We start from the raw sequence: 14,538 nt of genomic DNA, 5'->3' as shown, positions 1-14,538 counted from the left end.
ACGAGAAGCGTCCGTATTCGGGTGGTGGCGAGAAGCGTCCGTATTCGGGTGGTGGCGAGAAGCGTCCGTATTCGGGTGGTGGCGAGAAGCGTCCGTATTCGGGTGGTGGCGAGAAGCGTCCGTACTCGGGTGACCGCGGCGCGAAGCGCCCCCATTCCGGCTCCGGGCAGCGCGGCGATGACCGCCGTGGCGGCGAACGCAGTACACGACCCACCGACCGCGACCTGCACCGCGACGCACCCCGCGACACCTCGGGCGCCGCGAACCTCGCGGTGCGGCCGCGCCACGACGATCCCGAGATCCCCGAGCGCATCCAGGCGCGCGACCTCGACAAGGGCGCGCGTGCGGAGTTGAAGACGCTGAGCAAGGACAACGCCGACTGGGTCGCACGGCACCTCGTCGCGGCATCCGAGCTGCTCGAGGACGACCCCGAGCTGGCGCACCAGCACGCGATCTCCGCCGCCCGCCGTGCCGGCCGCATCGCGGTCGTGCGGGAGACGCTCGCGATCACCGCGTACGCGACCGGCGACTTCGTGCTGGCTCTGCGAGAGCTGCGCACGTACCGCCGGATCTCGGGGAGCAACGACCAGCTGCCGCTCATGGTCGACAGCGAACGCGGCGTCGGCCGCCCGGACCGGGCGCTCGAGGTGGGTCGCGAGGTCGACCGCAAGGAGCTGCCCGCGACGGTGCAGGTGGGTCTCGCGATCGCGATGTCGGGGGCCCGCCTCGACCTGGCACAGCCCGAGCTCGCCCTCGCCGAGCTCGAGATCCCGCAGCTCGATCCCGACCGTGCCTTCTCGTACAGCCCGGCCCTGTTCTCGGCGTACGCCGAGGTGCTCGAGGAGCTCGGACGCGACTCCGAGGCCGGCGCGTGGCGCGCACGAGCCGACCGCGCGGAGGAAGCGCTCGGCGGCCCGGCCGAGGCGGAGCTCGTGGAGATCTACGAGGTGGAGCTCGACGAGGTCGATGAGCATGAGCCCGCACCCCCCGCGAACGACGACCGAGTCGCGGCATCCGATGGGCCGAAGGCAACCGCTGAGGCCGATCCGGATGACCCGGGCGCCGTGCTGGAGGACGACGTTGCGGAGGTGCTCGCCGAGGGCGAAGCGCTGGGGCGCGACGAGGACGCCGACGCCGAGGACACCGGCACCGACGAGGACGAGGGCGAGCCCGATGGGCCTGTTCCGCACGAGGACTGAGGCCACCACGCCGCTCGAGGGTATCGACGCGGTGTTCGCGGACCTCGACGGCGTCGTGTACGCCGGCGCGGGGTCGATCCCGCACGCCGTCGAGAGCCTCAACCGCACCAAGGCCGAACGTCCCGTCGGGTACATCACGAACAACGCGTCGCGGAGCGACGCGTCCGTGGCGCGCCACCTCGCCGACCTCGGCCTCGATGTCGCACCGGACGACGTCGTGACCTCGCCTCAGGCGGCGATGCACCTGCTCGAGGCGCGCGTCGAACCCGGATCGCTCATCTTCGTGGTGGGTGGCGAGGGCATCGTGTCCGAGCTCGAGAAGCGCGGGTTCCGCGTCACGCGCTCGGCCGACGACGGGCCCGCCGCGGTCGTCCAGGGCTTCGCGCCCGAGGTCGGCTGGCGCGAGCTGGCGGAGGCCTCGTTCGCGCTGAACGCGCACGGTGGGCCCGACTCCGAGACGGCCGGCATTCCCTGGATCGCCACGAACATGGACTGGACGATCCCCGTGGCCCGCGGCGTCGCGCCCGGGAACGGAACGCTCGTCTCCGCCGTGCACACCGCGGTCGGCCGGTTCCCCGAGGTCGCCGGCAAGCCCGAGACGCCGATCTTCGAGGAGGCCAGGCGACGGTTCGCCGCGGAGCGTCCGCTGGTCGTCGGCGACCGGCTCGACACCGACATCCTCGGCGCCAATCGGGCGGGCATGGCGAGCGCCGTCGTGCTGACCGGCATCGACCGGGCGAAGCAGGTGCTCGCGGCCGATGCCGCGAGCCGACCCGACTTCATCCTCGGCGACCTGCGCGGGCTGCACGAACCGTACCCGGTGGTGGAGTCCGTGCGCGGCGGCGCGGTGCGCGTCGGTGACGCTCGAGTACGGGTCGAGGGACGCCGCGTCGTGATCGTGTCCGAGGGCGACGGCGGGCTCGACCTGCTCCGAGCGGCCTGCGCGGCCATATGGCAGTCGGGCACGGCGATCCACGCGCTCGACGTGCCGTCGGCGCTCTACGCCTGAGACGCGTGCGAAGGCGGTTCGCCGCCGTGGTCGCCTGCTCGGGGTACCGTTGGTCGGGTGAGCACTGACGACGAGCGCCTCGAGCCCGACGCCCTCGAGCCGAGTGCGGCGACGGATGCCGCAGCTGCGGCCCCGACCACCGACGCCGGCGACCCGGCATCCGACGATGCGGCATCCGACGACACTCGAGCGGCCCTGCAAGACATCGAGTCGCGGCCGCTCGCGGAGCGGGCACCCGGCTACCAGGCCCTCGCCGACCGCCTCCGGTCCGAGCTCGAGCAGTCCGACCCCTCGCGCGGGTCGAGCTGACGATGCCCGATCAGCGCCTCGATGCGGCGTTGGCGGCGCGCGGACTCGCCCGGTCCCGCACCCACGCCGCGACGCTCATCGCCGCCGGCGTGGTCACGGTCGACGGTCGGCCCGTGGTGAAGCCGGCGCTGAAGGTCGCCGAGTCGGCGATGCTCGAGGTCGCGGCATCCGATCACTACGTGAGCCGCGCCGCCCACAAGCTCCTCGCGGCGCTCGACGAGTTCGCCGTCGACCCCGCCGGCCGGGTCGTGCTCGATGCCGGCGCCTCCACCGGCGGGTTCAGCCAGGTCCTGCTCGAACGCGGTGCGCGCACCGTGCTCGCGGTCGACGTGGGCCACGGGCAGCTCGCGCCCGAACTGCACGACGCGCCCGGCCTCGTCCTGGTCGAGGGGTGCAACGTTCGCAACCTCGATCGCGACGTGCTCGCCGAGCTCACTGGCGTCGCCGAGCCGCCTTCCCTCGTCACCGCCGACCTCTCGTTCATCTCGCTCACGACCGTGCTGCCCGCCCTCCGCGCCACCGCGGCCGACGACGCGGAGTTCGTGCTGCTCGTGAAGCCGCAGTTCGAGGTGGGCCGCGGGGGAGTGCGGGAGGGCGTCGTGCGCAGCGCTGCGCTCCGGTCCGAGGCGGTCGCGAACGTGCTCTGGGCGGCGTTCGACCTCGGGCTGGGCACTGCGGGCGTCCTGTCCTCCCCAATCGCCGGCAGCCATGGCAACCACGAATACCTCGTCCACCTCAGCGCGTCGCGTGGCATGGATCCGACAGAATGGATGCGTCGAGTGGAGCAAGTGACGGGAGGCGCGAACGCGTGAACGACGCACGGCACTTCCTCGTGGTCTCCCACACCGGCCGTCAGTCCGCCCTCGAGGCGACGAGCGAGGTGTGCGCCCAGCTCCTCGCGGCCGGCGCCGTGCCGGTGATCGCCGCGGAGCACTGGGACGAGGTGCACGCGTTCGTTCCCGAGCTGAACGGCGCGGTCAAGCGCTTCGAGGAGATCGACCCGAACCTCATCGAGCTCGTCATCGTGCTCGGTGGCGACGGCACGATCCTTCGCGCGGCCGAGCTCATGCGCGAGTACCCCGTCGCCCTCCTGGGCGTCAACCTCGGTCACGTCGGGTTCCTGGCCGAGAGCGAGCGCGACGATCTCGGCTACACGGTGGCGCGGGCGCTCGCCCGCGACTACGCCGTGGAGGAGCGCATGACCCTGTCGGTACGTGCGAAGCTCGGCGACGACGTGGTCTATGAGAGCTGGGCGCTCAACGAGGCCACGGTCGAGAAAGCCGAGCGTGAGCGCATGCTCGAGGTCGTGGTCGAGGTCGACCGCCGTCCGCTGTCGTCGTTCGGATGCGACGGCATCGTCATGTCCACGCCGACGGGCTCCACGGCGTACTCCTTCTCCGCGGGCGGTCCGGTCGTCTGGCCGAGCCTCGAGGCGCTCCTGCTCGTGCCGCTCAGCGCGCACGCACTGTTCGCCCGCCCGCTCGTCGTGGGCGCCGACTCGTCGCTGGCGGTCGAGATCCTCCAGCGCACCGAGGCGGCGGCGGTCATCTGGTGCGACGGTCGTCGCACCTTCGACCTGCCGCCCGGTGCGCGCGTCATCGTGCGCAAGTCGTCGGTGCCGGTGCGGCTCGCCCGGCTGCACGAGGCGCCATTCACCGACCGACTCGTGAACAAGTTCCAGTTGCCCGTCACAGGCTGGCGTGGGCCGGTGGGCCGTGATTGAGCCCGCGTCGAGTGAAGGATGCGTCGAATGAGGGATGCATCGAGCGAGGGCCGCGATGAGTGGGGTCGGCGTTGAGCGAGGTCTGCGTTGATTGAGGAGCTCGGCATCCGCGATCTCGGGGTGATCGCCGAGGCCACGCTGCCGCTCGGCGCCGGTTTCACGGCGGTCACCGGCGAGACCGGCGCGGGCAAGACGATGGTGGTGACCGCGCTCGGCCTGCTGCTCGGTGCGCGCGCCGACGCCGGCGCGGTGCGATCCGGCGCGAAGCAGGCCTGGGTGGAGGGCCGCTGGCTCGTTCCCGACGATGGCGCGATCGCCGAGCGCGTCGCCGAGACGGGCGGCGACGTCGAGGGCGGCGAGCTGCTGCTCGGTCGCTCGGTGTCATCCGAGGGTCGCAGTCGTGCCGTGGTCGGCGGGCGAAGCGCGCCGGTGGGGGTGCTCGGCGAACTCGGCGATGAGCTCGTCGTGGTGCATGGCCAGGCCGACCAGCAGCGACTCCGGTCGGCAGCCGCACAGCGAGACGCACTCGACCGCTTCGCCGGCACTCCGCTGCAGCTCGCGCTCGGCGAGTACGACGCGGCGTTCAGGGCATGGCGAACGGATGCCGCGGAGCTGCAGCGCCTCCGAGCGGCGCACGAGGCTCGCGCCCGCGAGGCCGCCGACCTCCGCGAGGCGCTCGACGAGGTCGAGGCCGCGGACCCGCAGCCCGGTGAGGACGTCGAGCTCGCGGAACGCGCCGACCGCCTCTCCAATCTCGAGGAGCTGCGCCTGGCGGCGGCGCAGGCGAGGGCACTCGTCTCGGCAGAGGACCTCGTCGACGGCGCCCCCGATGCGGTGGCGCTGGTCGACAGCGCTCGTCGGCACCTCGACCGCGTGGTCGAGCACGATGCCGCACTCGCACCGATCGCCGAGGTGCTGCAGAGCGCCGGCTTCCTCCTCGCGGACGCGGCGACCGAGCTCGCCGGCTATCTCGCCGGGCTCGACGCCGACGGTGCGCGCGAGCTCGAGGTCGTGCAGGAGCGGCGGGCGCTGCTCACGGCGCTCGTGCGGCGGCACGGTGGCACGCTCGAGGAGGTGCTCGACTTCCGACGCTCGGGCGGGCTCCGACTCGTCGAGCTCGACGGCGACGACGAGCGCATCGACGGCCTGGAGGCATCCGTCGCGACGCTCGAGGCGGAGGTCGACCGGCTCGCGGGCCGGCTCACCGAGCTGCGCATCGACGCGGCATCGCGCCTCGCCGACGCGGTCACCGCGGAGCTCGCGGCACTCGCGATGCCCGATGCGCGCCTCACCGTGAGCGTTGACCCCGACCATGAGCCGGCCGCACACGGCCGCGACCAGGTCGCGATCCTGCTGCGACCCCACCCCGGCGCCGAGCCCCGCCCGGTCTCCCGCGGCGCGTCGGGCGGAGAGCTCTCCCGGGTGATGCTCGCGATCGAGGTCGTGATCGCCGGCAGCGACCCCGTGCCGACGTTCGTCTTCGACGAGGTCGATGCGGGCGTCGGCGGCGCGGCGGCGATCGAGATCGGCCGGCGGCTCGCCCGCCTCGCCGAGCAGTCCCAGGTCATCGTCGTCACGCACCTCGCGCAGGTCGCGGCGTTCGCCACGAACCACCTGAGCGTGGTGAAGGGAACCGACGGCCAGGTGACGTCGTCGAGTGTGCGGCAGCTCTCCGGAGCCGACCGTGAGGCCGAGATGGCCCGACTGCTGTCGGGCCTGACGGATTCGGAGAGCGGGCTCGCGCACGCGCGCGAACTGTTGGAGATCGCCGCGGATCGCGCGGCGTGACGGCGGCGGCCGAGGCCGCCGGAGACGCGGCATCCGTCGGATGTCGCGGGATGAGGGGGAACGCGTGGGGCATGTCGGCGTGGGCGACGGCGAACGTGGGTTAGACTATAAGCCCGTGGTGGATGAACGCGGTAGAGCTCTTTCGAGCACAGACATTTTGAACGACACGACCAAGCACATCTTCGTGACCGGTGGTGTCGTTTCCTCGTTGGGCAAGGGACTCACGGCGGCGAGCCTGGGCAATCTCCTGACCGCCCGGGGACTCCGGGTCGTCATGCAGAAGCTCGACCCATACCTGAACGTGGACCCGGGCACGATGAACCCGTTCCAGCACGGCGAGGTCTTCGTGACCGACGACGGCGCCGAGACCGACCTCGACATCGGTCATTACGAGCGGTTCCTCGACATCAACCTGAGCCAGGCGGCGAACGTCACCACCGGCCAGATCTACTCGACCGTGATCGCGAAGGAGCGCCGCGGCGAGTACCTCGGCGACACGGTGCAGGTGATCCCGCACATCACCGACGAGATCAAGCGCCGGATGCGCCTGCAGGCGACTGAGAGCCCGAAGCCCGACGTCATCATCACCGAGATCGGCGGCACCGTCGGCGACATCGAGTCGCAGCCGTTCATCGAGTCCGCACGCCAGGTGCGCCACGAGCTCGGCCGCAAGAACGTGTTCTTCGTGCACGTCTCCCTGGTGCCGTACATGGGCGCGTCGGGGGAGCAGAAGACCAAGCCCACCCAGCACTCGGTCGCCGCCCTGCGATCGATCGGCATCCAGCCCGACGCGCTCGTGCTGCGCAGCGACCGCCCCGTGACCGAGTCGAACAAGCGCAAGATCGCCCTCATGTGCGACGTCGACGAGGCGGCCGTGGTGAACGCGGTCGACGTGCCGTCCATCTACGACATCCCGACGATGCTGCACGACCAGGGGCTCGACGCCTACATCATCGACTCGCTCGGGCTCGGCACCAAGGCCGACGACGTCGACTGGTCGGACTGGAGCGACCTCCTCGACGTGGTGCACGACCCCAAGCACGAGGTCACCATCGGCCTGGTCGGCAAGTACATCGACCTGCCCGACGCGTACCTCTCCGTCACGGAGGCCCTGCGCGCCGGCGGATTCGCGAACGACACCAAGGTGAACATCGAGTGGATCCCGTCGGACGAGTGCCGCACGCCCGAGGGCGCGCAGAAGCACCTCGCCCACCTCGACGGCATCTGCGTGCCGGGCGGGTTCGGCGTCCGCGGCATCGAGGGCAAGCTCGGCGCGCTGCGCTTCGCCCGCGAGAACGGCGTCCCCGTGCTCGGCCTGTGCCTCGGCCTGCAGTGCATGGTCATCGAGTACTCGCGCAACGTGGTCGGCCTTCCCGGCGCGTCGTCGAGCGAGTTCGACCCCGACACCCGGTTCCCCGTCATCGCGACGATGGAGGAGCAGGTCGAGATCATCGCCGGCGGCGACCTCGGCGGCACCATGCGCCTCGGGCTCTACCCCGCGAAGCTCGCCGACGGTTCGATCGCGGCCGAGCTGTACGGCTCGACCGAGGTCAGCGAGCGGCACCGTCACCGCTACGAGGTCAACAACGGCTATCGCGACCAGATCGCAGGTGCGGGCCTCGTCTTCTCGGGCATGTCGCCCGACCGGCACCTCGTGGAGTTCGTCGAGCTCCCGCGCGACGTGCACCCGTTCTACGTCGGCACGCAGGCGCACCCCGAGCTGCGCAGCCGCCCGAACGACCCGCATCCGCTGTTCCGCGGACTGGTGGCCGCCGCCCTCGAGCGCCAGCAGGCCAGCCTCCTCTTCGACGTCGCGAATGGCTGACGACCTCGCCGACGACCCGGTCGACCTCCCGCTGCGGGAGAGCGACCGGGTGTTCGACGGGCTCGTCTGGGACCTCCGGCGCGACACCTTCGAGCTCGGCGGTCGGCCGATCGTGCGCGAGTACGTCGACCACCCCGGTGCGGTCGCGGTGCTCGCACTCGACGAGCACGACCGCGTCTTCCTGATCCGGCAGTACCGGCATCCGGTGCGCACGCGCGAGTGGGAGATCCCGGCGGGCCTCCTCGACGTCGACGGCGAGGACCCGTTCGTCGCGGCGCAGCGCGAGCTCGCCGAGGAGGGCGACCTCGGGGCATCCGAGTGGGCCGTGCTCGTCGACTTCTTCACGTCGCCCGGTGGCAGCGACGAGGCGATCCGCATCTACCTCGCGCGCGGCCTCCGCGCCCTGCCCGACGCGTACCCGCGGGAGGACGAGGAGGCGCACATGGAGACCCGGTGGGTCGACCTCGACGCCTGCGTCGACGCGGTGCTCGCCCGCCGGGTGCAGAACCCGTCGCTCGCCATCGGCGTGCTCGCGGCCCACGCGTCGCGGGCACGCGGATGGAGTACGCTCGCCGCGGCCGACGTCCCCTGGCCCGGCCGCTCGACGCCGCGCGGGGAGCCGACCCGGCGATGACGGATGCCGCGTGGACCTCGGGGTACCTCCGGCACCTCACCGTGGAACGCGGGCTCTCACGCAACACGGTCACCTCGTACCGCCGCGACCTCGGCCTCTACGCGGATTGGCTGGCGAGCCGCGGCCTGGACGGACCCGCAGCCGTTCGCGAGCAGGACCTCGCCGACTTCGTGCGCCACCTCGGCACCGATCGACGGCCACCGCTCGCGACGAGCTCGATCGCCCGGGTGCTCTCGTCGGTGCGCGGGCTGCACCGGTTCCTCGCCGAGGAGGGCGTCATCGAGGCGGACGTCTCGCGCGAGCTGCGCCCGCCGAAGCTGCCGATGCGCCTGCCGAAGGCGATCCCCGTTGAGGACGTCGTCGCGCTGATCGATGCGGCGGGCGGCGAGGAACTGCACGAGCTCCGGGACGCGGCGCTGCTCGAACTGCTCTACGCGACGGGCGCGCGCGTGTCGGAGGCGGTGTCGCTCAATGTCGACGACCTCGTCGACGAGGATGTCGTCCGGCTCTTCGGCAAGGGCGGCAAGCAACGCGTCGTGCCGCTCGGATCGTATGCCCGGCGCGCCGTCGACGCCTACCTGGTGCGTGCACGGCCCACGCTGTCGGCACGAGGCCCCTCCACCCCGGCGCTGTTCCTCGGGCTGCGCGGACGACGGATGTCCCGTCAGGCCGCGTGGGACGTGATCCACCGCGCCGCGGAGCGGGCCGGGCTCGGGGCATCCGTCTCGCCGCACACGCTGCGGCACTCGTTCGCGACGCACCTGCTCGAGGGCGGCGCCGACGTTCGGGTGGTGCAGGAGCTGCTCGGCCACTCGTCGGTCGCGACCACGCAGATCTACACGCTTGTCACAGCCGATACACTCCGGGAGATGTACACGGCTGCCCACCCACGTGCTCGCTAGAATCGACCAAGCCCTCGCACGGACGCACGGCTCGCATGATGCAGGAGAGAGACCAGACGTGACCCACCAGACGCACGACCCGGCGGACGGAATCCTTTCGCTGGAGCCGGAGGTCGGTCCGACCGGGCGTCCCCTTCGCGAGTTCCCCGAGCCGAAGCGGCTGCGCTCGCACGGGCCGGCCCGCATCATCGCCCTGTGCAACCAGAAGGGCGGCGTCGGCAAGACCACCACCACGATCAACCTCGGCGCGACGCTCGCCGAGTACGGTCGTCGCGTGCTGGCCGTCGACTTCGACCCGCAGGGCGCGCTCTCCGCCGGGCTCGGTGTGCCGACGCACGACGTGCCCACGATCTACGACCTGCTGCTGTCGCGGGCCATCGACCCGGCCGACGCCATCCAGCAGACGGGCACCGAGGGCCTCGACGTGATCCCGGCGAACATCGACCTCTCCGCCGCCGAGGTGCACCTCGTCACCGAGGTGGCACGTGAGCAGATCCTCGCGAGCGTGCTGCGGCGCGTCGCCGCCGACTACGACGTCATCCTCATCGACTGCCAGCCGTCGCTCGGCCTCCTCACCGTCAACGCCCTCACCGCGAGCCACGGCGTCGTGATCCCGCTCGAGTGCGAGTACTTCGCGCTGCGCGGCGTCGCGCTGCTCATCGAGACGATCGACAAGGTACGCGACCGGCTGAACCCCGCGATCGAGCTCGACGGGATCCTCGCGACGATGTACGACGCGCGCACCCTGCATTCCCGCGAGGTGCTCGAGCGCGTGGTCGACGCGTTCGGCGACAAGGTGCTCGAGACGGTCATCACCCGCACGGTGAAGTTCCCGGATGCCACGGTCGCCGCCACCCCGATCACCGAGTTCGCCCCCGAGCACCAGGCCTCCAAGGCGTACCGGCAGCTCGCGAGGGAGCTGGTCTTCCGTGGCGCGGTCGCCTGAGGCCGTTCCGGTCTCGGGGGAGGGCGCAGCCGGCGCGACCGCGCCCGCCGGGGGCGACGCGACCGCGGCATCCGAGACCGGCTTCCGGGTCGCCCTCACGAACTTCGAGGGTCCCTTCGACCTGCTGCTCTCGCTCATCGCCAAGCACGAGCTCGACATCACCGAGGTCTCGTTGTCGGCCGTGACCGACGAGTTCATCTCCTACCTGCGCGGCCTCGACTCCGAGGAGGAGCTCGATCGCGCCTCGGAGTTCCTCGTGGTCGCGGCGACCCTCCTCGACTTGAAGGTCGCCGGGCTCCTGCCGCAGGGGGAGCTCGTGGACGCCGAGGACGTCGCCCTCCTCGAGGCACGCGACCTGCTGTTCGCGCGCCTGCTGCAGTATCGTGCCTTCAAGGAGGCGTCGCGGTGGTTCGCCGCGCACCTCGAGGCGGAGTCGCATCGACACGCCCGCATCGTGCGGCTCGAGGAGCGGTTCCGCCAGCGCGAGCCCGAGCTGCGGTGGACCCTCAGCGCCGAGGACTTCGCCGCCCTCGCGACCCTCGCGCTCACGCCGAGGGAGATCCCAGTCGTCGGCCTCGACCACCTGCATGCACCGCTCGTGTCGATCCGGGAGCAGGCCGCCCACGTCGTCGCCGTGCTGCGGCGCGGCGATCCCGTCACCTTCCGCGAGCTCATCGCGGGCATCGGGCAGCCGGGCGTGGTCGTGGCGCGGTTCCTCGCCGTGCTCGAGCTCTACCGGCACGCGGCGATCGGGTTCGAGCAGCTCGAGCCGCTGGGCGAGCTCACGCTTCGCTGGGCGGCCGAGTCGTGGACCGACGAGAACCTCGAGAGCCTGGGAGCCGACTATGACGAATGACACGGATGCCGCCGAGACGGATGCCGTGGCCGCCGACACGTCGGCCGCCGCAGTCGACGCCGTGACCGGGGAGACGTCCGTCGACGGCGCGCCCCACGCCGTCGACGGACCCGAGCTCTCGATCGTCACGCCCCTCGACGTGCCCGGCCAGCCGCGACTCGACCTCGACCGGGCGCTCGAGGCGATCCTGTTCATCGCGGACGAGCCGCTCCCGGTCGTCACCCTCGCGGCGGCCGTCGCCCGCCCCGTCGCGGAGGTGCGGGCGTCGATCGCCCGCCTCCGGGCCGACTACGACGGCGAGGGCGCGTCGGGCGAACCGCGAACGGATGTCGCAGACGAGGCACCGGCCGGCGGCATCCGTCGCGGTTTCGAACTCCGCGAGGTCGGCGGCGGATGGCGGTTCTACGTCCGGGCCGAGTACGACGCCCTCGTCGCCGACTTCGTGCTCGCCCAGTCGTCGACGCGGCTGTCGCAGCCCGCGCTCGAGACGCTGTCCGTGATCGCGTACAAGCAGCCGATCTCGCGCTCGTCGATCGCGTCCATCCGTGCCGTGAACGTCGACTCCGTGGTGCGCACCCTGCTCGGACGGGGGCTCATCACCGAGGTGGCGACCGACGCCGAGACGGGGGCCATCCTGTACGGCACGACCGACCTGCTGCTCACGAACCTCGGCATCAACTCGCTCGACGAACTGCCGCACATCTCGCCGTTGCTCGACGACGGCCAGGAGGGATTCGACCTTGACTGACGCATCCGCCCCGGGTGGCGATCCGACCGAGGGCGTGCGGCTGCAGAAGGTGCTCGCCGCCGCGGGCGTCGCGAGCCGTCGCGTGTCCGAGCAGCTCATCGTTGAGGGCAGGGTCGAGGTGAACGGCCGGATCGTGACCGAGCTCGGAAGCCGGATCGACCCGGCCACCGATCTCGTCGCGGTGGACGGCGTCGCCGTGCAACTCGATCCCGCGAAGCGCTACTACATGCTCAACAAGCCGCGCGGCGTCGTGTCGTCGATGCGCGACGAGCAGGGGCGCCCCGACCTCACGCGCTTCACCGAGGAGCTCGAGGAGCGGGTGTTCAACGTGGGCCGCCTCGATGCCGAGACGAGTGGACTGCTGCTCCTCACCAACGACGGGGACCTCGCGCACGTGCTCGCCCACCCGTCGTTCGGCGTGGAGAAGACGTACATCGCCAAGGTGCGAGGTCGCGTCACGCCGCAGGTCGTGCAGCAGCTCAAGCGCGGCGTGGAGCTCGAGGACGGCATCATCGCGGCGGACCGCGCACGGGTGCTGCAGCAGCAGGGCGACGACCAGCACTCGATGGTGGAGCTGACGCTGCATTCGGGTCGCAACCGCATCGTGCGCCGCATGCTCGATGCCGTGGGGCATCCGGTCGTCGAGCTGGTGCGCCGCAGCTTCGGGCCGCTCAACCTCGGGACCCTCCGATCGGGTGCGATGCGCGAGTTGACTAAGGTGGAACTCGGCCAATTGCTCACGATCTCCCGCGCCGCGGATGCCGCCCGGCACGCCGGCAGCGGAACGAACGAAGGGGACTCGTGACCGAATCACGCCTCATCGGGCCGGTCCGCGTCGTCGGTGCCGGCCTGCTCGGCACCAGCGTCGCGCTCGGCCTTCGCTCCCGCGGCATCGAGGTGATCCTCGCGGACGCGTCGCCGACGCACGTCGCGATCGCCGTCGACCTCGGCGCCGGACGTGTCGCCGCGCCGGGCGACGCCCCGCAGCTCATCGTCGTCGCCGTCCCGCCCGACGTGACGGCGTCGGTCGTCGCCGCCGAGCTCGCCGAGTTCCCCGATGCGATCGTGACGGATGTCGCGAGCGTCAAGGCCGGCATCCTCGACGCGCTCCGGGGGGCCGGCGCCGACGTCTCGCGCTACATCGGCTCCCATCCCCTCGCCGGTCGGGAGCGCGGCGGCCCGCTCGCCGCGCGCGCCGACCTCTTCGCCGGACGGCCGTGGGTCGTCGCGGCGCACGATGCCATCACCTACCAGCGCGCCGGCGCCATCGACGACCTCATCCTCGACCTCGGCGCGACCCTGGTGGAGATGACGCCCTCCGAGCACGACCGCGGGGTCGCGCTCATCTCCCACGTGCCGCAGGTCGTCGCGAGCATAATGGCCCGCCGGTTCATCGACGCGCCGAACGCCGCGCTGGGGCTCACGGGCCAGGGGGTCCGCGACGTGACGCGCATCGCCGCCAGCGACCCCGACCTCTGGGTGCAGATCCTCGGCGCCAACGCGACGCCCGTGCGCGACATCCTGCTCGCCTACCGCGACGACCTCGACCGGTTCATCGACGCGCTCGCCGACCCGACCGCGCCCGGCGCCCGGCGCAGGGTGGCCGAGGAGCTCGCCGGCGGGAACACCGGCGTCGAGCGGCTGCCGGGCAAGCACGGCACCGACAAGCGCTTCACGATCGTCGTCGTGATGGTCGAGGACCGTCCGGGCGAGCTGGCCAGATTGCTCGCGGAGGTCGGCGAGATCGGCGTGAACCTGGAGGACCTCCGACTCGAGCACTCGCCCGGCCGCCAGGTCGGGCTGGCCGAGATCTCCGTGCTGCCCGAGGCGGCAGACCGACTCACCAACGAGCTGGCCGAGCGCGGCTGGCGGATAGCAGGCTGAACGTGTCCGTGGTCTTCCCCCTCGTCGTCGCCGTCGACGGTCCAGCCGGCAGCGGCAAGTCGAGCGTCTCCAAGGAGGTCGCGCGGCGGCTTGGATTCGGGTTCCTCGACACGGGCGCCGCGTATCGGGCGCTGGCCTGGCATGTCGAGGCATCCGGAGTCGACACGGATGACGCGGCATCCGTGGTCTCGTGCCTGCCGAGCTTCGCGTACCGCATCGGCACCGATCCTGCGGGCTACGCGGTGCACGTGGGCGAGGTCGACGTGACGACCGCCATCCGCGACCCAGAGATCTCGGCGGTGGTGAGCCGGGTGGCGAGGGTGCCCGAGGTGCGCACGCATCTCATCGAGCTGTTCCGGAGCATCATCGCGGAGGAGCCGACGGCCGGCATCGTCGTCGAGGGGCGCGACATCACGACGGTCGTGGCGCCCGATGCCCCGGTGCGGATCCTCCTGACCGCGTCGGAGGACGTTAGAATAGCGAGGCGCTCCGCGGAGCTCGTCGGCGATTCGGCCCAGGCGGCGGGAGAGCAGCTCCATCGGCGCGATGAGGCGGACTCCAAGGTCGTGGACTTCATGACCGCCGCCGATGGCGTGACCACGGTGGATTCGACGGAGCTCGACTTCGATCAGACCGTCGATGCCGTGATCGGCGTGATCCGGGCCACGCAGCCCGAGGCGGTGCGATAGCGCCGGCGCCACGAGCGCACCAGACT

14 protein-coding genes and 1 pseudogene are annotated in these 14,538 nt (G+C 71.7%); all 15 read left to right on the top strand.

Translation table 11 applies throughout. From position 1 onward, the window contains the following. A pseudogene (locus EV187_RS11895) lies at window positions 1-1,199 on the top strand (primosomal protein); the annotation flags it as partial. Beyond that, a complete protein-coding gene (locus tag EV187_RS11890) occupies window positions 1,174-2,208 on the top strand; it encodes an HAD-IIA family hydrolase (RefSeq protein WP_130353217.1) in 1,035 nt (344 codons plus the stop codon). The pseudogene EV187_RS11895 and the gene EV187_RS11890, both read left to right, overlap by 26 nt. Window positions 2,209-2,265: 57 nt before the next feature. Then, window positions 2,266-2,517: a hypothetical protein gene (locus EV187_RS11885; protein WP_130353216.1), complete on the top strand. Its 252-nt coding sequence runs from the start codon at window positions 2,266-2,268 to the stop codon at window positions 2,515-2,517. A 2-nt stretch (window positions 2,518-2,519) separates the two neighbouring features. Further along, entirely contained in the window at window positions 2,520-3,329 is an 810-nt protein-coding gene (locus EV187_RS11880) for a TlyA family RNA methyltransferase (RefSeq protein WP_130353215.1), read from the top strand. Beyond that, window positions 3,284-4,240, top strand: coding sequence for an NAD kinase (locus EV187_RS11875; protein WP_130353214.1), 957 nt, complete (start codon window positions 3,284-3,286; stop codon window positions 4,238-4,240). The genes EV187_RS11880 and EV187_RS11875 overlap by 46 nt, the downstream gene beginning before the upstream one ends. Before the next feature lie 87 nt (window positions 4,241-4,327). Further along, window positions 4,328-6,028 carry a DNA repair protein RecN gene (recN, locus tag EV187_RS11870; protein WP_130353213.1) on the top strand — a complete coding sequence of 567 codons (1,701 nt, stop codon included), beginning with the start codon at window positions 4,328-4,330 and terminating at the stop codon, window positions 6,026-6,028. A gap of 40 nt (window positions 6,029-6,068) precedes the next feature. Next, window positions 6,069-7,853, top strand: coding sequence for a CTP synthase (locus EV187_RS11865; protein WP_130353212.1), 1,785 nt, complete (start codon window positions 6,069-6,071; stop codon window positions 7,851-7,853). Continuing rightward, on the top strand, window positions 7,846-8,487 hold the full coding sequence (locus EV187_RS11860) for an NUDIX domain-containing protein (RefSeq protein ID WP_130353211.1): 642 nt from the start codon (window positions 7,846-7,848) through the stop codon (window positions 8,485-8,487). The genes EV187_RS11865 and EV187_RS11860 overlap by 8 nt, the downstream gene beginning before the upstream one ends. Beyond that, window positions 8,484-9,389, top strand: a complete 906-nt coding sequence (xerD, locus tag EV187_RS11855) for a site-specific tyrosine recombinase XerD (RefSeq protein ID WP_130353210.1) — start codon at window positions 8,484-8,486, stop codon at window positions 9,387-9,389. Before EV187_RS11860 ends, xerD begins: the two co-directional genes overlap by 4 nt. A 58-nt stretch (window positions 9,390-9,447) precedes the next feature. After that, window positions 9,448-10,335, top strand: coding sequence for a ParA family protein (locus EV187_RS11850; protein WP_130353209.1), 888 nt, complete (start codon window positions 9,448-9,450; stop codon window positions 10,333-10,335). Next, on the top strand, window positions 10,319-11,191 hold the full coding sequence (locus EV187_RS11845) for a segregation and condensation protein A (protein ID WP_130353208.1): 873 nt from the start codon (window positions 10,319-10,321) through the stop codon (window positions 11,189-11,191). The genes EV187_RS11850 and EV187_RS11845 overlap by 17 nt, the downstream gene beginning before the upstream one ends. A 61-nt stretch (window positions 11,192-11,252) precedes the next feature. Next, window positions 11,253-11,939: an SMC-Scp complex subunit ScpB gene (gene scpB / locus EV187_RS11840; RefSeq protein WP_423190887.1), complete on the top strand. Its 687-nt coding sequence runs from the start codon at window positions 11,253-11,255 to the stop codon at window positions 11,937-11,939. Beyond that, window positions 11,932-12,744, top strand: coding sequence for a pseudouridine synthase (locus tag EV187_RS11835; protein WP_130353206.1), 813 nt, complete (start codon window positions 11,932-11,934; stop codon window positions 12,742-12,744). The genes scpB and EV187_RS11835 overlap by 8 nt, the downstream gene beginning before the upstream one ends. Beyond that, complete coding sequence (locus EV187_RS11830; protein WP_130353205.1) at window positions 12,741-13,823, top strand: prephenate dehydrogenase; 1,083 nt, start codon at window positions 12,741-12,743, stop codon at window positions 13,821-13,823. Before EV187_RS11835 ends, EV187_RS11830 begins: the two co-directional genes overlap by 4 nt. Window positions 13,824-13,831: 8 nt before the next feature. Then, window positions 13,832-14,512 carry a (d)CMP kinase gene (gene cmk / locus EV187_RS11825; protein WP_130353311.1) on the top strand — a complete coding sequence of 227 codons (681 nt, stop codon included), beginning with the start codon at window positions 13,832-13,834 and terminating at the stop codon, window positions 14,510-14,512. Window positions 14,513-14,538: the final 26 nt, after the last annotated feature.

Origin of the sequence: Agromyces ramosus (genome assembly GCF_004216665.1) — a bacterium.
GTDB lineage: Bacteria > Actinomycetota > Actinomycetes > Actinomycetales > Microbacteriaceae > Agromyces > Agromyces ramosus.
The sequence above is the reverse complement of the archived record's forward strand: the minus strand, read 5'-3'. Positions and strand labels throughout refer to the sequence as shown.